The sequence below is a fragment of the Ralstonia sp. PBBBR1 genome (assembly GCF_002256165.1).
Taxonomy (GTDB): domain Bacteria; phylum Pseudomonadota; class Gammaproteobacteria; order Burkholderiales; family Burkholderiaceae; genus Ralstonia; species Ralstonia thomasii.
In genome coordinates this window covers 163,538-180,322 of the sequence record NZ_NKIL01000003.1, presented here as the reverse complement: position 1 = coordinate 180,322, position 16,785 = coordinate 163,538, and the positions used below count along the sequence as shown (strand labels likewise).

17 protein-coding genes are annotated in these 16,785 nt (G+C 65.6%); 5 read left to right on the top strand and 12 right to left on the bottom strand.

The features are described 5' to 3' along the window. Positions 1-167 precede the first annotated feature (167 nt). Positions 168-440 carry a hypothetical protein gene (locus tag CFE42_RS04380; RefSeq protein WP_004631860.1) on the bottom strand — a complete coding sequence of 91 codons (273 nt, stop codon included), beginning with the start codon at positions 438-440 and terminating at the stop codon, positions 168-170. A 405-nt stretch (positions 441-845) separates the two neighbouring features. On the opposite strand from CFE42_RS04380, the gene CFE42_RS04375 reads away from it, so the two are divergent. Further along, positions 846-1,652, top strand: coding sequence for a hypothetical protein (locus CFE42_RS04375; protein ID WP_004631862.1), 807 nt, complete (start codon positions 846-848; stop codon positions 1,650-1,652). Between the two features lie 78 nt (positions 1,653-1,730). Beyond that, positions 1,731-1,886 (top strand): hypothetical protein, encoded by a 156-nt coding sequence (locus CFE42_RS04370; protein ID WP_296156312.1) that lies wholly within the window; start codon positions 1,731-1,733, stop codon positions 1,884-1,886. A gap of 6 nt (positions 1,887-1,892) precedes the next feature. Here CFE42_RS04370 and CFE42_RS04365 read toward each other — a convergent pair whose 3' ends face one another. Both CFE42_RS04365 and CFE42_RS04360 read right to left on the bottom strand, forming a co-directional pair. Beyond that, a complete protein-coding gene (locus tag CFE42_RS04365; protein WP_004631864.1) occupies positions 1,893-2,705 on the bottom strand; it encodes a transporter substrate-binding domain-containing protein in 813 nt (270 codons plus the stop codon). Between the two features lie 74 nt (positions 2,706-2,779). Further along, the gene (locus tag CFE42_RS04360) at positions 2,780-4,195 is read right to left on the bottom strand and encodes a M20 family metallopeptidase (protein WP_004631866.1); all 1,416 of its coding nucleotides are present in this window, start codon (positions 4,193-4,195) and stop codon (positions 2,780-2,782) included. 234 nt (positions 4,196-4,429) lie between these two features. Here CFE42_RS04360 and CFE42_RS04355 point away from each other — a divergent pair, with 234 nt between their 5' ends. Next, the gene (locus CFE42_RS04355) at positions 4,430-4,705 is read left to right on the top strand and encodes a hypothetical protein (RefSeq protein ID WP_009277411.1); all 276 of its coding nucleotides are present in this window, start codon (positions 4,430-4,432) and stop codon (positions 4,703-4,705) included. Between the two features lie 28 nt (positions 4,706-4,733). On the opposite strand, the gene CFE42_RS04350 is transcribed toward CFE42_RS04355, so the two are convergent. The 4 genes from CFE42_RS04350 to CFE42_RS04335 all read right to left on the bottom strand — a co-directional run bounded on the left by CFE42_RS04350 (position 4,734) and on the right by CFE42_RS04335 (position 9,625). Further along, positions 4,734-6,044, bottom strand: coding sequence for a HipA N-terminal domain-containing protein (locus CFE42_RS04350; protein ID WP_004631871.1), 1,311 nt, complete (start codon positions 6,042-6,044; stop codon positions 4,734-4,736). Positions 6,045-6,595: 551 nt separating this feature from the next. Continuing rightward, complete coding sequence (locus tag CFE42_RS04345; protein ID WP_004631874.1) at positions 6,596-7,528, bottom strand: DMT family transporter; 933 nt, start codon at positions 7,526-7,528, stop codon at positions 6,596-6,598. 59 nt (positions 7,529-7,587) lie between these two features. Further along, positions 7,588-8,136 (bottom strand): methylated-DNA--[protein]-cysteine S-methyltransferase, encoded by a 549-nt coding sequence (locus CFE42_RS04340; RefSeq protein ID WP_004631875.1) that lies wholly within the window; start codon positions 8,134-8,136, stop codon positions 7,588-7,590. Between the two features lie 13 nt (positions 8,137-8,149). Next, positions 8,150-9,625: a DNA-3-methyladenine glycosylase 2 family protein gene (locus CFE42_RS04335; protein WP_004631877.1), complete on the bottom strand. Its 1,476-nt coding sequence runs from the start codon at positions 9,623-9,625 to the stop codon at positions 8,150-8,152. 138 nt (positions 9,626-9,763) lie between these two features. Between CFE42_RS04335 and CFE42_RS04330 the strand changes: the two genes are divergently transcribed. After that, a complete protein-coding gene (locus CFE42_RS04330; protein WP_004631879.1) occupies positions 9,764-10,510 on the top strand; it encodes an SDR family oxidoreductase in 747 nt (248 codons plus the stop codon). A 7-nt stretch (positions 10,511-10,517) separates the two neighbouring features. Here the strand turns inward: CFE42_RS04330 and CFE42_RS04325 are convergent, their stop codons facing one another. After that, entirely contained in the window at positions 10,518-11,405 is an 888-nt protein-coding gene (locus CFE42_RS04325) for a neutral zinc metallopeptidase (RefSeq protein ID WP_004631881.1), read from the bottom strand. A gap of 318 nt (positions 11,406-11,723) precedes the next feature. Here CFE42_RS04325 and CFE42_RS04320 point away from each other — a divergent pair, with 318 nt between their 5' ends. After that, positions 11,724-12,314 (top strand): hypothetical protein, encoded by a 591-nt coding sequence (locus CFE42_RS04320; RefSeq protein ID WP_004631883.1) that lies wholly within the window; start codon positions 11,724-11,726, stop codon positions 12,312-12,314. A gap of 10 nt (positions 12,315-12,324) precedes the next feature. Here the strand turns inward: CFE42_RS04320 and dapA are convergent, their stop codons facing one another. The 4 genes from dapA to CFE42_RS04300 form a co-directional block, all read right to left on the bottom strand. Then, entirely contained in the window at positions 12,325-13,215 is an 891-nt protein-coding gene (gene dapA, locus CFE42_RS04315; RefSeq protein WP_004631885.1) for a 4-hydroxy-tetrahydrodipicolinate synthase, read from the bottom strand. 8 nt (positions 13,216-13,223) lie between these two features. Further along, a complete protein-coding gene (locus tag CFE42_RS04310) occupies positions 13,224-13,571 on the bottom strand; it encodes a hypothetical protein (protein WP_004631887.1) in 348 nt (115 codons plus the stop codon). 129 nt (positions 13,572-13,700) lie between these two features. Continuing rightward, positions 13,701-15,017 (bottom strand): MFS transporter, encoded by a 1,317-nt coding sequence (locus tag CFE42_RS04305; RefSeq protein WP_004631889.1) that lies wholly within the window; start codon positions 15,015-15,017, stop codon positions 13,701-13,703. Positions 15,018-15,118: 101 nt separating this feature from the next. Then, positions 15,119-16,747: a gamma-glutamyltransferase family protein gene (locus tag CFE42_RS04300; protein ID WP_004631891.1), complete on the bottom strand. Its 1,629-nt coding sequence runs from the start codon at positions 16,745-16,747 to the stop codon at positions 15,119-15,121. Between the last annotated feature and the right edge of the window lie 38 nt (positions 16,748-16,785).

The following is a 16,785-nucleotide window of genomic DNA, read 5'->3' as shown; positions in this document are numbered from 1 at the left end:
GCGGCCTTGAGGGGGAAAAGTCCGGGCTCGCCATGTGAAGTCTGCGGGTGTAGGCGAAAAAAAAGCGGCCAAAAGGCCGCCTAGGTAAGCCGGTGCCGGTGCCAACTGGGGCCCCCGGCGTCGGGGAGGGAGAGTGATACGGGTGATGCGGACAGCAGATCGACGACTTATTGGCCGTCGCTGAACGGGTCAGCCTTGCCGACCAGCGCGCCGTCGGTGTACGGATCCGCCTTGCGCAGGGCGCCATCGGTGTACGGGTCGGCCTTGCGCACGGCGCCGTCGGTGTAGACGTCGGCCTTGCGGGCGCCATCGGTGTAGGGGTCAGCCTTGGTCACGGCCTGGCCGTTGGTGTACGGGTCTTTGTTTTGCACGCCGGCAGCGAAGGCAGGAACAGCGGCAACAGCGATCAGCGAGGCGAGAATCAGGTTCTTGGTCTTCATGATGGACTCCACAACAGGGGGGTGAGCATTGCCGCAGGGCAGTTTCGCTGCAGCGCGGTAACGCGATGGCATAAGCTTAGTCGTTGCCCAGAGGGTAAAAAAGTAGTTCTATTAAACTCTTTGTTCAAAAAAGAAGAACAATTTTGGCCCTTCAAGCGCGGCAACCTGCACATAAGTCATTGAAGTGAAATGAAAATGTGAGATGCGGGATAACCCTTAATGCGAAGGTCTGACGACTGGCGCGGCAAAAAATTCCTGTCTTGAGGCCCCCGATTGTTGCGTTGCATTACAGACAGCGGGATTCCCCTTCCCACAGCCCCCCATGTGGCGGCTAAACATTCGGCGTGGATGGTCGTTGATGCAGGTACGGGCGGCGTTTTCCGCCCCTTGTGCAGGAAGGTCATCATGTCCATCACCACCGCGTCCATCGCCCGTTTCGAGATTGACGGCGTCGCTTACCAGGCGAGGCTGTTTGCCATGCCGTTCCACGTGCCGGAAAACGGCCGCGTGCGCGCACATGCGATCGGGCGTCCGGACATGCCGTTCAGCGGTGTGCACGTGCTGGCCGGGTGGCTGAAAGAGCGCGTGTTGCCCGAAGGCGTGTGCCTGGTGATGGCCGATCGCCTGTTCTCGCACGGCGCGGTGGAGCAGTGGTCGGGCGCCGACGGCGCGCGTGCGGCCAAGGTGCTGTCGCAGGTCGCACTTGGCAGCAAGAGCAGCCATCGCCTGTGGCGCAACACCGTGGCGGGTGGTTTCCGCGACGAGACCGCGTTCTTCCTGGGCGCCGCCTTTGTGCAGACCGATGCCCCCGTCGACGACATCCGCCTGCTGGGTGACCTGATTCCGGCGGCTGAATGGTCCAGCGTGGCCGATGCCGCCTCGACCATGATGGGCCTGCACCTGTATCGCCCGGACGAGCCCGAAACGCTGGTCAGTTGCGCGCTGCTGGCACCGTCCTGGACGGAGGCCGCCGTGGAGCGCGCCGACGGCTACCGTGCACTCACGCTGCTGCATTCCTTTACCGAAGACGACGAGGTCATCCACGTCGACATCGAACTGCTGCCGCCGGGCCAGGTGGTGCTGCAGGTGGAGTCGTGCTCGACGCGCTTTTCTGCGCGCTTTGACCCGGCGCTCCTGGGCCGCGACATGACCGACGCATTGCTGCGCGACGCACTGGCCCTGCAACACGGCGATCCGGCCAGCCTCCACTAAGCTTGCAGGCGGCTCTCGCGTCAGCTGGGCGAGCATGGGCAGGGCGAATTGCAGGGCGCGCTGGCGAGCCTCGCCAGCGTGGCCGCCATGATTGGGCCGCCGGTGGCCACAGCCTTTTATGCGCTAACGGCGCCAGTGTGGTCCGGCGCGGTCTGGTTGATGGGCGCGCTGCTTACCGGCGTGCGCCTCGTGTTGCTGGTGGGCGACGCAGCCAAGCGCGCCGCACGGGCGTAGCACTGCTCACTTGACCGGCGCATTCCACGGATACGCCAGCCACGCATCAAAGCGCTTGGCGAACTCACCGCTCTCGGCGGTCTGCCGCAGCCACTGGTCGACAAAGTTCTTGAACACGGCGTCGCGCGGGAGCAGGTAGGCCTTCTCGGAGAAATCGAACGGCGCTTCCGGATGCACGGCGCACAGTTCGGGGTGCAGCTTCTGCTGCAGCTTGGTTTCCACCGCGTCAGTCATCATCAGGTCTGCGCGGCCGGCGACGATCTCGTTGAAGATCGTCACGTTGTCCGGATACACGCGAATCTGCGCTTGCTTCAGATGCTCGCGCGCGAATTTCTCGTTGGTGCCGCCTGGGTTGACCACGGCCCGCACGTTCGGCTGGTCGATTTGCGCCAGCGTCTGGTATTTCGACTGGTTCTCGCAACGCGTGATCGGCGTCTTGCCGTCGCGCTGATACGGAATCGAATAGAACGCCTTCTTCTGCCGCTCCAGCGTGACCGACACCCCGCTCATGGCGATGTCGTAGCGGTCAGCCGCAAAGTCCTGCATCAGCGTCGACCACGTGGTCGGCACGATTTCCAGCTTTACGCCGAGGGCTTTGGCCAGACGTTCGCCCATCTCGACGTCCAGGCCGATGAAGCGGCCATCGGCGGGGTTCTTGTAGGTAAAGGGCTTGTAGTCGCCAGTGGTGCCGACGCGCAGCGAGCCGCGCGCGATGATTTCGTCGAGTCGGTTGGTGGCTTGCGTGGTTTGCGCCAGGGCGGGTGCCGCGGCGCAGGCGCACAGCAGCAGGGCGCTCGTGCGGATGAAACGGTTGAACATGGAATGCCCTCCTGAGAAATCAAAAGGCGCGGCCGTCCGGTACCGGGGCCGACCGCGCCCACATCGACGCCGGCTTACTGGCCCGACGCCTTGCTCCATTGCAGCGCGTTCAGCACCGCCAGCGACATCGCCGTCACACCCGTCTTGATGGACGGTTCCGGCACGGGCGCGAACAGCGGCGAATGATTGGTCGGCAGCGGCTTGGCGCCCGGCTTGAGCGAGGCAAGGAACGTCTGCGGATCGTTCACGCCGATGAAGAAGAACATTGAGGGGATGCCCGCGTCAACAAACGCCGAGAAATCTTCGCTGGCCGTGATGGGCGGCACGCGCAGTACGCGCTCGTTGCCGAAGGCGGTCTTGAACATCGCCTCGGTGCGCGCGACCACGGTCGGGTCGTTGTTGACTGCCTTGCCGCCCTCGGTGATCTTGATATCGGCGTCCGGCGCGCCCGACATCTCGGTGACGGCCTTGGCCGTGCGGCGGATACCGTCAAGCATCTTCTGGCGCACCGCTGGCTTGTACGAGCGGATCGTGCCGCGCAGCAGCACGCTGTCCGGGATGATGTTCTCAGCACTGCCGCCCTGGATGGCCCCGATGCTCACCACGCCAAATTCCTGCGGATCCTTCTCGCGGCTGATCACGCTCTGCAGGTCGACCACGAAGCGCGCCGCCATCATCACGGGGTCGATGGTCTTGTCAGGCGCGGAGCCATGGCCGCCGCGGCCCTTGAACGTAATTTCCAGCCCGTCGGAGTTGGACGTGATCGGCCCGCTGTTGAAGACGATCGAACCGTACGGCCCCGGGCCCGTGTGCAGCGCAAACGCATAGTCGGGCTTGGGGAAGCGCTTGAAGAAGCCGTCGTCGATCATGCTCTGCGCGCCCGACACGGTTTCTTCGGCAGGCTGTGCGACGAACACCAGCGTCCCGTGCCAGCGGTCCTTGAGCGACACCAGCGTCTTCGCCGTGCCCACCCACGACGCCATGTGCAGGTCGTGCCCGCAGCTATGCGCCACGCCTACGTCTTCGCCGCGCCATTTGGTGTGGACGTTGCTCGCGTAGGGTAGGCCGGTTTTCTCCTCCATCGGCAGCGCGTCGAGTTCGGTGCGCACCAGGATCGTCGGGCCGGCCCCGTTGCGATAGACCGCCACCACGCCGGTCTTGCCGACGTGCTCTGTTACATCAAAGCCGATCTTGCGCATCTGATCGGCCAACGTGGCCGCGGTGCGCGTTTCCTGGAACGCCAGCTCCGGATGCGCATGGATGTCTTTGTAGAGCAGATCGAGCTGACCGTATTCCGCATTGACCGCTGCATCCACCGCCGGTTTGATCTGCGCCACGTCGATCCCGCCGGCCGTGGCCGCCGCAGCCTGTGCGGGCGCGGCCGACGCGCCACCGGGGCTGAACGGAATCTGTGCGAATGCCGGCAAGGCTGCACCGGCCAGCAGCCAGGCGAGCGCAGTACGTTTCAACCGGATGGGTGGCGTGATCATGATGTCTCCTGTCGTTGTGGTGGCGCCAACAAAGTCGTTGCTTGGTCAATCGATTCGATTATGCAACGTGATTCAGAGCATGTGCACCCGGGGGCATCCCCAAGTCGGTCCTTGCCGGTCAGACGGCAAACGGAAACGCGCGCTCAGGGATGAGCGTCACGCTTGGCACTCGATAGGCGCTTTCCTAGACTGGGTCAGGTGTGCTGTTTCAGTGAATCGAACATCGAAACGCGGATGAATCCGACGACGTCCTGTCTACAGCTAGCGTTTCGCGATGCCCCGCCCGGGGAGACGGCGATTCGTGCGGCGCTGGAAGCCGCGCAGCGGGTGCTTGAACGCAGTGGTGTGTCGCCGCGCGAAGCGTTCGCGGCCTACCAAGCCTTCGCCAGCGGGGCGGGGAGCCCCGACACGCTCGCGCTGACGTTCGCCCGAGCGGAAGCCGAGGCCATGGATACATTGGCCGCGCACGGCTACACCCGCTACGGTTCGGTCAGCCTGGCTGCGCTCTAAGCGCCTGCGGTGGCCGCGCGTTTGCGTTTCAGACTTCTGCTGTCTTTCCGCCCAGCCGCCGTGCCGTCTCGGACACATGGCGATGGATGCGCGCGAGGAAGTCGATCTCCGCCGCGCGCGTCGGCGAATGTCCCAACGCCTGCGAGAGATGCGTCGCCACGAACGACGACTGCGGCGCGAGCATGCTGATCAGCCGCAGCAACTCGCGGCGCGCCTGACTGGCGTCGTAGCCAAGGTGATCGGCAACGGCGAGCAGCGCGTCCTGATCGATGGCGTCATAGCGGGCTTGTGCGTCCGGCGACAGTTCATCGGCATTCCATTCGTTAGCGTAGACCGCTGCGCAGAACAGGTGATCGTGCGCCGCGAGGCGGATGCCATCCGCACCGATGTGGAAATGCAGTGTGCCAGCCGAGGCGTTGCGCCCGCCAATCAACAGGCAGAACACCATCCAGCGGAACAGCGCGGCCGTCGCGCAAGCCGGGTCCGCGCACAGGCTTGCACATTGCGCGACCTGCTCGACGGTGATCGGCAGGAAGCGGTGCTTGGGGGAGAGCCCCAGCAATTGCACCGCCGAGACGACATAGCGCGCCTGCACCAGCGCGGTGTCGTCGCTCTTGCAGCGCAGGGTGCGATCAAGGCGCTGCACCACGGCGGCGGTTTCCGGAAACTGCCGCAGGCCGATGAACGGTGTCTCCAGCCCGATACTGCGGCCCAACAGCGTGGCCCAGCAGTGGTTGATGGTGGCGTACGGAAGGTGCGCGCCTTCGCCCAGATCCAACCGGACGAAGTGGCTCGATTGCGCGGCATTGGCCGGCGCGGAAAACCGCCCTAGCCACATCGACACGGGCAGGCCATTCGAAGCCAGGAAGGGCAGGCTGATTTCTTCGGACGCGGTTGCTGCATCGGCGCCGTAGCGCGCGCGAGGTTCGGCCACGCGCAGCGGCGTGCTGCGGGGCGGGCGCCCGACGGTCTGCTGGAACTGCAGCACGAGATCGCGCTCGGACAGCCCGTCGGCGCGGCCGCTGCAGGGTTTGAGGCCGATGGGCACCAGCGCCAGCGGGCCATCCAGATGCGGCGCCGCTTGCGCGAAATGTTCCAGCGCGGCGGCGGCAGCCTTGGGCGTGTTGCGTGCCGGTTCGGGCAGCAGGTATTCAAAGAAGTTGCGTACCGGCTGGGCTTTTGCCGTGTCGGCGATATTGCCGGCGGTGCGCGGCAGGTGCGGACTCAGATCAAAGCCCTGCGACGAAGCCTGCCAGCGTGCATCGTATTCGAACGCCCAACCGCTGCGGCCGCACGATAGCTGACCGATCAGATGCTTGTTCAGGTAGACGTCCAGCATGCGCGTATCCAACATATTTGATGGAGCGTGCGTAGTCGGCTGTGCAGCGGAGAATCCGCCGGCAATTGGGAATTTTGGCTGCTTTGCAGCAAATATGCCATTCCCTCGCACGCCCCTCATCGACCGAGGGCGAGCATAACAAAGAAAATCTGCACAACGCGCGGAGATACCCGAATTTGATGATGCAATTTTCTCAAATCGGATTATCGGATCGTTAAGATCGAGTGCGCTTTGGTCGATGTTTCAGGTGTCTACTTCAGTTTTGCAGATTTTTTAAATCTAGCTGGAGAGTCAATGTTGGCGCCATTGAATAAATTTCAGAGGCGTCGCTACGATAGTGTATTCATTACAAATCGGCATTTTATCGCGGCGATGCCAACACTTTGTCGCGCTGCGCCAATCGGCGAAAAGTCCTTCGCTATGTCAGGGCAAAGATGGCATAACCGCATTGCGCATGGATTCAACTGCGGATTTTAAGCGCCGGCTTCAAGCGGTTTCTGATCGGTCAGGAGCGCGCCCCGGCCAACCGGGGCACGACGAACTGGGCCCATTCAGCGGCCGGAACGCAACAGCGGATCCTTCTCGTTTGCTGTGGTCGCTGCATTTGCAGGGGCCTTTTTTCCCGGAGCGAACACGCCGGTCGAGAGCGACGTGCCGAGCAGGATGACGGCGCAGCCGATCACCATGTTGAGCGTCAGTTGCTCGCCCAGGAACAGGATGCCCCACAGCACGCCAAACACCGGGATCAGGAAGGTGACCGATACCGCGCGCGTCGGCCCCACGTGCGCGACGAGTCTGAAGAAGAGGATGTAAGCCACGCCCGTGCATGCGATACCCAGTGCAATGACGTGCAGCCACACGCTGCCGGTGGGCGTTTGCGCGGGCCACAGCCAGTAGGCCAGCGGTGCGAGCACGATGGCGGCGCCCAATTGGCTGCCGGTTGCCACGGCCAGCGGCGGCAGGCCGGTCAGGAAGCGCTTGGTGTAGCTGCTGGCCACGCCGTACAGCACGGTGGCGGACAGCGCCGCGGCCACCGCCACGCCGCCTTGTTTTGCGTCGATGACAGACGACCCGCCCACCAGCACGATGACGCCGATGAAGCCGATCGCCAATCCCAGCACGCGCAGCGACGACATCCGCTCACCGAGCCACGTGAACGCAACGATGGCCGCAAACAACGGGGCCGCCGCATTGAGCACCGAGGTGAAGCCCGCCGTGAGCGTGAGTTCGGCATAGGCGAACAGGCAGAACGGGATGGCCGAGTTCAGCACGCCCACGGCCAGCAGATGCGGCCAGTGCGTGCGCAGCGCGCCCATGCCGCCGCGCAAGGTGAGCATTGGGACGAGGAAGCACGAGGCAATCGCCACTCGCAGCGCGATGAGCGCAACGGGCCCAAAGGGCGGCGCTGCCACGCGCATGAACAGGAAGGAGCCGCCCCATAGGGCAGCCAGCGCGAGGAGTTCGAGCACATCGGAGCGGCGCATGAAGAGGTCTCGTTATCGTTGTGGGGTGGTGTGCGCGCATTGTCCGCGCGATTTGCGTTTTATGCAGGCAGCAGTGCCAGCGTGCTCTGGCGATCGTCGTCGGGCATGGGCAGGCGTTGTCCAACCTGCGCGGGATGTCCTTCGAGCCGGAGCAGCGCGGCCTTGCGCGGCAACCCGCCGGCATAGCCCGCGAGCGCACCGTCGGCGCCGACCACGCGGTGGCACGGGATGGCGATCGAGATCGGGTTGCGGCCCACGGCGGTGCCCACTGCGCGCGCATGTTCGCGTGTGAGCCCGAGGCGCGCCGTGATCTGGCCGTAGGTGGTGCGATTGCCGAACGCGATGTCGCACAGCAGGCGCCAGACGTCTTGCTGTAACGGTGTGCCGTCGGGTGCCATCGGCAGATCGAAGTCGTGCAGCTTGCCGGCAAAGTACGCGGTGAACTGCGCCTGCGCCTCGCGGATGACCGGGACGTCTGCGCCCGGCGACATGCGCGCGGTGTTCTCGGGAATCGTCTTCTGGCCCGGAAAGAACGCGCCGGTCAGGAGGGTGTCGGTGGCGGTCAACAGCAGATCACCGAGGGGGCAGGCAAAGATGTGGCGGTACATGGCGGTCGATTCGTCAATGCGACGCAGGCTGGGTCAGCGCATCCTCGCGATGCCAGAGATGCATGGCGGCGTAAGCGCGCCACGGGGCCCACGGTTCGGCGCGCTCGACCATGGTACGGCGAGTAGGCAGCGCGCCGTCTCCGTCTGCAAGGCGTTTGCGCAGGACGTAATCGCCCAGCGGGAATGCGTTCGGCCAGCCCAGTGCGCGCATGGCGATGTATTGCGCTGTCCATTCGCCGACACCGGGCAGCGCTTGCAAGGCGGCCAGCGTGGGGGCGAGCGGCACCAGTGGTTCAAGCCGCAGGCTTCCGCCGTCGATGGCGCGGGCGAGTTCGATGACGGTAGCAGCGCGGCTGGCTTGCAGACCGGTCTGCGCGGACAGCGCCTGGGCATCGCTGTTCGCCAGTGCAGCCCCGCTCGGAAATGCTGTGGTCAGCCCTTCGCTCGGTTGCGGCAGCGGCACGCCGTACACGGCAGTCATGCGTCCGAGAATGCGCCGGGCCTGCGCCAGCGAAATGACCTGCCCGGCGATGGCGCGCACGGCAATCTCGAAGCCGTCCACGGCGCCCGGCACGCGCAGGCCGGGCGTCTCGGCAGCAAGCGTGCCGAGGTGCGCGTCGACCAGGTCCGGGCGGCAATCGAGATCGAACAGCCGCCGCGCACGCGCCAGCACGGGCGGCATGGCGTGCAGCAGACTGGGCGACAGGGTCAGTGCCACCGCGTGGCGTTGCGGCACATTGCGCGCGTGCAGCCAGCCGATGTGCCGCACGCCGCCGTAGTCGACGGTGATCGTGCGGGCGTAGCTGTCGGCGGTGACCACCTCGACGCCGTCGACGGCACGGGCACGCAGAAATTCGAGCAACGCCGGCCACGCAAACGGCGGACGGTAGCCAAGCATGAGCGTGGGGCCGTCTTCGGTGCGCGGTGCCGTCGTGCGCGAGCGCAGGCGCGTGGGTGTAAAGCCGTAGCGCTCGATAAAGCCGCTGTTCAGGCGCCGGACGCTTCCGAAGCCGGCGGCAAAGGCGACGTCGCCGACGGGCATGGCCGTATCGGTCAGCAGCTGTTTGGCGAGCAGCAGGCGCTGCGTTTGCGCGTACTCGATGGGCGAGACGTCGAACTCCGCGCGGAAGATGCGGCGCAAGTGGCGGTCGGTCACGCCCACGGCTGCAGCCAGCGCGGTCAGGTCGTGTTCTTGCAGAAAGCCTTCGTCGATCATGCGAGCGGCGGCGCGTGCAAGGTTGGACGACATCTCAGCCAGGCTGTGCCCCGGTGCCAGTTCCGGCCGGCAGCGCAGGCAGGGCCGAAAACCCGCGCGCTCGGCAGCGGCCGCCGTGGTGAAGAAGCGGCAGTTCTTCTCCAGCGGCGTGCGCACCGCGCAGACCGGGCGGCAATATACGCCGGTGGATGTCACACCGACGAAGAACCAGCCGTCAAAACGTCGGTCGCGCGATTGCACGGCGTGGTAGCAGGCGTTGTGGTCGAGATGCATGGTGGTGATCGGGGGACTCGCCAGCTAGTCTAGCCCTGTCGGCCCGAATGAATTCGCCGGATTCGGACACATCCCTCGATGCCAAAACTTCGGTATCTCGGCACAATTGCGAACACAACTACACATCAGGAGACCGGCATGTCCAAGACCATCGTCATTACCGGCGGGAGCCGGGGTATCGGTCGCGCCACGGCGGTGCTGTGCGCGCAACGCGGCTGGTCTGTCGCGCTGCAATACCGCGGCAACCGCCAGGCGGCGGAAGAGACGGTGGGGCTGATCGAACAGGCCGGCGGCCATGCGCTGGCGGTGCAGGGCGACGTGTCGAACGACGAAGACGTCATCGCGCTATTCGAGGCAGCGACGGGTCGCTTTGGTGCGCTGCATGGGGTGGTCAACAACGCCGGCATCGTGGCCGAGGCGCAGGACGTGGCCGATATGACCACGCACCGGCTGCGGACGATGTTCGAGACCAATGTGCTGGGCGCCTTTCTGGTCGCGCGCGAGGCGGCGCGGCGGTTGTCGACGTCGCGCGGTGGTGTGGGCGGTTCGGTGGTGAACGTGTCGTCGGCGGCGTCGCGCCTGGGGTCGCCGCACGAATATGTCGACTACGCCGCCTCAAAGGGTGCCGTCGACACCATGACGCTGGGCTTGGCGCGTGAACTCGGGCGCGATGGCGTACGTGTCAATGCCGTGCGCCCCGGTTTGATCGAGACCGATATTCACGCCTCTGGCGGCCAGCCCGACCGCGCTCAGCGCCTTGGCAGCGGCACGCCGATCGGCCGCCCCGGCACGCCGCAAGAAGTGGCCGAGACCATCGTCTGGCTGCTCTCCGATGCGGCGTCGTACGTGACTGGCGCGCTGCTGGATTGCGCGGGTGGGCGCTGACGGGTGATCAGGCGTCCGCCCCCGCGCGGAAGGTATCGCACTGGCGAAGGTCGCCGCCATCGAAGCCCTGACGGAACCAGTGCATGCGCTGCTCGGACGTGCCATGCGTGAAGGCATCGGGCGTGACGCTGCGGCCGGCGTTGCGCTGCAGGGTGTCGTCGCCGATGGCGTGTGCGGCGGTCAGAGCTTGCTCCAGGTCGCCGCGCTCGAGCAGGCCGCGTTGCTGTGCAAAGTGGCCCCACACGCCAGCCAGGCAATCGGCCTGCAGCTCCAGCTTGACCGACAGCGCATTCGTCCCGGCCTGCGATTTGCCGGCCTGTGCGCGGCTGACTTTCTCCGACACGCCCAGCAGGTTCTGCACATGGTGGCCCACTTCGTGCGCGACGACGTACGCAGCGGCAAAGTCCCCTGGGGCGCCAAACTTGCGGCGCAGTTCATCGAAGAAACCGAGGTCCAGGTAGACCTTGGTGTCGGCCGGACAATAGAACGGGCCGACGGCCGAGGTGGCGTCGCCGCAACCTGAGCGGATGCCCTGGCGGAACAGCACGAGCTTGGGCGGCTGATACGCGCGGCCGGCTTGCTTGAACAGTTGGCTCCACGTGTCTTCGGTGTCGCCCAGCACGTGCGAGACCAATTGCTTGCTGCGGTCGTTGTCGGTTTCCCCGGTGGGCCGGGCGGGGCTGTGCGGCGCGGATTGCGTCGGCGCATTCTGCGACACCTGCATCACCATGCTGAGGATTTCCAGCGGGTTCTTGCCCATCAGCAGGCCCACCACGGCCACGATCGCGATGCCGCCGATGCCGAGCCGCATGCCGCCCCCACCGAAGCCGCCGCCGCCCGAGGATGAGCGCTCATCCTCGACATTGTTGCTTTCGCGCATGTCATCCCAACGCACGGTGTTCTCCTTGAGGGGCCTGTGACGCAATTAGGGCGGGGTAAGGCCGGGCGCCACACCCGGCAAACTTTGCAAAGTCTACCTGCTGTGCGTACGTACGGGCATGCCGCCGCGCTGCCGAATCGTCTGCACGGAGCGCCAGCGCGAGCATTGGCAAGGGTTCACGGCGATTTGCGGCGCCGCACAAAGCCCGGCAGGAAACTTGCTAACCAAGGCTGCTCATCCTCCGTCCGGCTGTCACACAGGTGACATGCGGCGGTTCCCGAATAACGTTCGGCAGAAGATGACGCTGCCGATCCATGACCTCGAGTTCTCACCATGCGCTTGCCTGCTTCGATCACTGCTCAACCACCCGGCGCCACAGAGCCGTCGCATCTGGCTGCCACCCATGTCGATCCGACCGAGGTGTCGGACGTGGAGCAAGCCACAGCCAAGCGCAAGCCGTGGTGGGGACGCGTGTCGGATGCAGTCATGGGCGGCGCATTCAGCAGTGTGGCAGCCGCGTTGATTGCGGTGACGGGCGCGATTTACGTTGGGATGTACCACGCGCCATGGGTGAAGAGCCTCGCCGGCCACACGCCGTCGGCCGCACAGGCCGGCGATGCGATGAGCGTTGCCATGGCCGCCGGGCCTGCCAACGCCGCCGCGCCGGCGCTGACGGCTGCACCCGCGCCGGCGGAAGCTGCCACGCAACCCGCATCGCCCGACCGGGTTGCGGCCGCGCGTGACCGGATGGAGCAACGCGTCTACTCGCAGGTCCAGCCGCCGCGTGCCCGCACGGTGGCCGAACGCGAGACGATGGAAGACAACGACGCGCCGGCGCCGGCCAACGCGCGCCGTCATCGTCGCGGTACGCGCTACATGCGCCACGGCGCGCCGTTCAACGCGGCGTGGTACAAGGGCGCCTGATCGGCCCTCTCTACATCGCGGCCAGCTGCGGCGGGCAATCCGCTTTGACGTTTTCCAACGCGTGCATCGCTGCCACCAGGCGGCGGTGCAGCGATTCGGATACCGGCAGAATCGGCGCGCGCGTGTCTGCGCCAATGCGGCCCTCCGCTGACAACAACGCCTTGACCGGCGCGGGGTTCGGCTCTGCAAACAGCAGCGCAGCCAGCGGCGCCAACGCGTCGGCCAAGCGGCGCGCCTCGTCGATGCGGTCCGCACGATGGTGCGCGACGAGCGCCACGAACAACTCCGGCCGCAGATGCGCGCCGGCCAGGATGCCTCCCGTGCCGCCATGTGCGAGGCAATCGAGCAGCGCGCTGTCATCGCCGCTCAGCACATCCAGCGGCCCATCCTGCAACGCGCCGAAATGCTCGGCCACACATTCCTTGATGGCGATGATGTTGGGCTGTTCAGCCAGCGCCAGCGCGGTATCGGGCGCGATCGAGACGCCTGTGCGCTTGGGCACGTTGTAGAGCACCACGGGGCGGGCCGTGCTGGCCGCCACGTGTGCGTAGTGCCAGTGCAATCCCGCTTGCGAAGGGCAGACGTAATACGGCGGGGGCACGAGGTAGCCGGCGCTGTTCCAACGCTCGTAGTGGCGGATCTGCGCGCACACGTCGCGTGTGTCCGTCGCGCCGACGCCGATCAGAAACGGCGTGCGCTCGCCGCAAGCGTCCGCGATGGCCTCCAAAACGGTGTAGCGCTCGATCTGAGAGAGCAGCGCGGCTTCACCGGTCGTGCCCAGCGCCACGAAGCCCGATACACCGGCGCCCTCGTAATGGCGTACCAGTTGCCGCAGTGCGGCGGTGTCGACCTGTCCATGGTGGAACGGCGTGACCAGCGGAATCCAGATTCCTGAGAACATGGCACGCCTCAATGCAGCACAGCATGCGCGCGCTTGTGCGACGTGCGCAGCGGCGTAATACGGCCCAGCGTGGCGCGCGGCAAGCCATGCAGCAGCGCGCCGATTACCGCATCCACATCTGCGTGAGCCAGTTCGAGATCAACGGTGACCGCTTTGCGGCGCGCGTCATGCCGCACGATGTACAGCCCGAGCGCGTCCCCAAGCAATGCATGCATCTGCCGCCGAACCGCATGCGGTGTGTCACCGGGCACGGTCACGCGCAGACACACGTGCTGGCGTGCCGGCAGAGCCACTGCGCGAGGTACCGCCGCCGGAGAAGGCGGCAGCAATTGCGGAACCAGCGAAGACAGGAGCATCGATCGCGCCATGATGGAAGGTGGCGACGGCCCGCGTCGCCATGTCGTTGAACACGACGACACCGTATCGATTCGCTCGTAAAAAGCGTGAAAAAGGGGTGTGACGCTCCGTAAAGAAAGTGTAAATGCTCAGGCAGCGCCCACTGCCTTGCGACGACGCAGCGCGATGATCGTCAGCGAGATGCCGCTCACCGCAGCGGCCGTCAGCACGTAGTAGCTCGGTGCCAGCGTATCGCCCGTCGTATGGATCAGCCATGTGACGATGAACGGCGCGAACCCGCCAAACAGCGTCACGCCGAGGCTGTAGCCGAGCGACAGGCCGGTCGAGCGCACGCGCGTGGGGAAGATCTCCGACATCAACGCCGGCATCGGGCCTGAATACGCTGCCTTGAAGATGCCCGACACGGCTTGCAGCGCCAGCAGCGCACCGATGGTCGGGTACGCGCGCAACAGCGCAAACATCGGGTAGATCAGCAGGATCATCAGCGCCGATGTGGTGAGCATGATGCGGATGCGGCCGATGCGATCCGACAGCGCGCCCATCACCGGCGAGAGCAAGAACTGCAACCCGCCGTTGAGCACCACCACCGCGAACGACTGCGCCGCCGGCAGGTGCAGTTGCTTGACGGCGTACGTGGGCATGTAGAGCTGCAGCACATACACCGACACCGTCGACTGCGCCACCACGCCCACCGCCAGCAGCAGGTTGGTCCACTGCGCTTTGAACGACGCCTGCGGGTCGACCGTTGCTTTCTTCTGCTCGGCGACGAACTCCGGCGTCTCATCCAGATGACGGCGGATGTAGAACCCCACCGGCCCGACCAGCAGACCGAAGATGAACGGCAACCGCCAGCCCCAGCCTTCCAGATCCGCTTGCGTGAGCGATGCCGTGAGCAGCGCTCCCAGCCCGGCCGCCAGAATGGTGGCAATGCCCTGGCTGGCGAATTGCCAACTGGCGTAGTATCCGCGCCCGCGCGGGCTGTGCTCGACCATGAAGGCCGTCGCGCTGCCGAATTCACCACCCACCGCAAAGCCCTGCACCAGCCGTGCGAGCAGGATGGTGATGGGCGCGACGATACCGATTTGCTGGTAGCTCGGCATCACGGCAATCACCAGCGTGCCGATGATCATCAGCAGGATCGACAGTGTCAGTGCTGCCTTGCGCCCCTTCCTGTCGGCATACATGCCCAACACGATCGCGCCGACCGGCCGCGTGATGAACGACACGCCAAAGCTGCCCACCGCAAACAGCAGCGACACCCATTCGTCATCGGCCGGAAAGAACAGCTTGCCGATGACCGACGCGAAGAAGCCGTAGACAAGAAAGTCGTACCACTCCAGCGCATTGCCGATTGACGACGAAATGACGATGCGGCGTGCGTGCGCTGCACTCGTGGGCGCAGGACGAGCAGGTGCAGCAGTGCCTGCCGCAGAGGGGGCGGTCATGATGAGGGTTCCTTTGGTGCCGGCCGGGATCGTTTTTATGGGAACTGCAGCGCGTTGCCCGCCCGGTCCAACGGGTCAGCGCGCTGGTGCGGCGGGCCTCTTTAGAAGCCCACCGCGTGGCCGTCGCGGCGGCTGTCGCTGGCGGCCACGTAGCCGTGGTCGGCGTCGTCCGACAGGCGCCAGATGAACTGGCCGGAGCCGAAATCCATGTACGGATCGGCCACCGATTCAAGCTTGTGGCCTCGCGCTTCCAGTGCAGCGACGGTCTTGGCGTTCATCGTGCCTTCCACGTCGAGCGTGAAATCGCGGTTGACCTTCCAGCGCGGGGCATCGCACGCGGCCTGCGGCTGCTGCTTGTAATCGAGCATGCGCACGAGCGTCTGCAGGTGGCCTTGCGGCTGCATATCGCCGCCCATCACGCCAAAGCTCATCTGCGGCTGGCCGTCCTTGGTCAGGAACGCCGGGATGATCGTGTGGAATGGCCGCTTGCCGCCTTCCACCACGTTGGCCGAACGCGCGTCCATCGAAAAACCGAAGCCGCGGTTCTGCAGGCTGATGCCGGTGCCGGGCACCACCACGCCGGAGCCGAAGCCCATGTAGTTGGACTGGATGAACGAGACCATCATGCCGTTCTCGTCGGCGGCCGTCAGGTACACCGTGCCGCCGGCGCGTGGCATGCCGAAGGTCGGCATCTGCGCGCGGCCCATGTCGATCAGCTTGGCGCGCGCATCGAGGTACGCGTCGTCGAGCATCTGCTCGGGCGTGACGTCCATCGAGCGCGGGTCGGCCACGTATTGGTAGAGATCGGCAAACGCCAGCTTCATCGCCTCAATCTGCAGATGCTGCGAGTCTGCCGAGTCGACGGGCAGGGCGCCAAGATCGAAGCGATCCAGAATACCCAGCGCGATGAGCGCGGCGATGCCCTGGCCGTTCGGCGGGATTTCGTGCAGGTCGTAGCCGCGGTAGCGCTTGGTGATCGGCTTGACCCATTCGGGGCGATAGTCGCGCAGGTCTTGTGCGGTCATGCTGCCGCCGCATTCTCGTGAATAGGCGGCGATGCGCTCGGCGAGTTCGCCTTCGTAGAAATCGCGGCCGTTGGTCTGGCCGAGGCGGCGCAGCGTGGCGGCTGCGTCGGGCAGCTTGAACTTCTCGCCCACTTCCGGCGCGCGGCCGTGCGGCATGAAGGCCTGCGCGTAGCCGGGCTGGTTGTGCAGTTCGGGAATGGCCGCTGCCCATTTGTGCGCAACGATGGGCGCGATGGTGTGGCCGCGCTCGGCAATCTCGGCGGCGGGTTCCAGCACATCGGCAAACGGCAGCTTGCCGAAGCGTTCGTGCAATGCAGCCCACGCGGAGATGGCGCCGGGCACGGTCACCGCGTCCCAGCCGCGTGTGGGGCGCTTGGGGTTGCCGTTGGCGTCTTCGCCGTATTTCTTGCGGAAGTAGTCGAGGCTCCAAGCCTGCGGCGCCGTGCCGGAAGCGTTCAGCCCATGCAGTTCCTTGCCGTCCCACAGGATCGCGAATGCATCGCTGCCGAGTCCGCACGAGACGGGCTCGACCACGGTCAGCATGGCCGCCGCGGCGATGGCTGCATCCACGGCGCTGCCGCCCGCGAGCAGCATGCGCAGTCCAGCCTGTGCGGCCAGCGGGTGCGACGTGGAGACAACGTTGCGCGCAAACAGGGGAATGCGGACGGAGGGATAGGGGTTTTGCCAATCGAAGCGGTGGGACATGGGGCTCAAGCGGTGATAAGCGGGAATGTTTGACGAAT

Excerpts from the sequence above, each read along its gene's own strand:
- CFE42_RS04345 (WP_004631874.1), bottom strand. The coding sequence starts at position 7,528 with ATGCGCCGCTCCGATGTGCTCGAACTCCTCGCGCTGGCTGCCCTATGG.
- CFE42_RS04305 (WP_004631889.1), bottom strand. The coding sequence starts at position 15,017 with ATGACCGCCCCCTCTGCGGCAGGCACTGCTGCACCTGCTCGTCCTGCG.
- CFE42_RS04355 (WP_009277411.1), top strand. The coding sequence starts at position 4,430 with ATGAATCCGACGACGTCCTGTCTACAGCTAGCGTTTCGCGATGCCCCG.
- dapA (WP_004631885.1), bottom strand. The coding sequence starts at position 13,215 with ATGTTCTCAGGAATCTGGATTCCGCTGGTCACGCCGTTCCACCATGGA.
- CFE42_RS04375 (WP_004631862.1), top strand. The coding sequence starts at position 846 with ATGTCCATCACCACCGCGTCCATCGCCCGTTTCGAGATTGACGGCGTC.
- CFE42_RS04300 (WP_004631891.1), bottom strand. The coding sequence starts at position 16,747 with ATGTCCCACCGCTTCGATTGGCAAAACCCCTATCCCTCCGTCCGCATT.
- CFE42_RS04335 (WP_004631877.1), bottom strand. The coding sequence starts at position 9,625 with ATGCATCTCGACCACAACGCCTGCTACCACGCCGTGCAATCGCGCGAC.
- CFE42_RS04340 (WP_004631875.1), bottom strand. The coding sequence starts at position 8,136 with ATGTACCGCCACATCTTTGCCTGCCCCCTCGGTGATCTGCTGTTGACC.
- CFE42_RS04365 (WP_004631864.1), bottom strand. The coding sequence starts at position 2,705 with ATGTTCAACCGTTTCATCCGCACGAGCGCCCTGCTGCTGTGCGCCTGC.
- CFE42_RS04310 (WP_004631887.1), bottom strand. The coding sequence starts at position 13,571 with ATGCTCCTGTCTTCGCTGGTTCCGCAATTGCTGCCGCCTTCTCCGGCG.
- CFE42_RS04360 (WP_004631866.1), bottom strand. The coding sequence starts at position 4,195 with ATGATCACGCCACCCATCCGGTTGAAACGTACTGCGCTCGCCTGGCTG.
- CFE42_RS04330 (WP_004631879.1), top strand. The coding sequence starts at position 9,764 with ATGTCCAAGACCATCGTCATTACCGGCGGGAGCCGGGGTATCGGTCGC.
- CFE42_RS04380 (WP_004631860.1), bottom strand. The coding sequence starts at position 440 with ATGAAGACCAAGAACCTGATTCTCGCCTCGCTGATCGCTGTTGCCGCT.
- CFE42_RS04350 (WP_004631871.1), bottom strand. The coding sequence starts at position 6,044 with ATGCTGGACGTCTACCTGAACAAGCATCTGATCGGTCAGCTATCGTGC.
- CFE42_RS04320 (WP_004631883.1), top strand. The coding sequence starts at position 11,724 with ATGCGCTTGCCTGCTTCGATCACTGCTCAACCACCCGGCGCCACAGAG.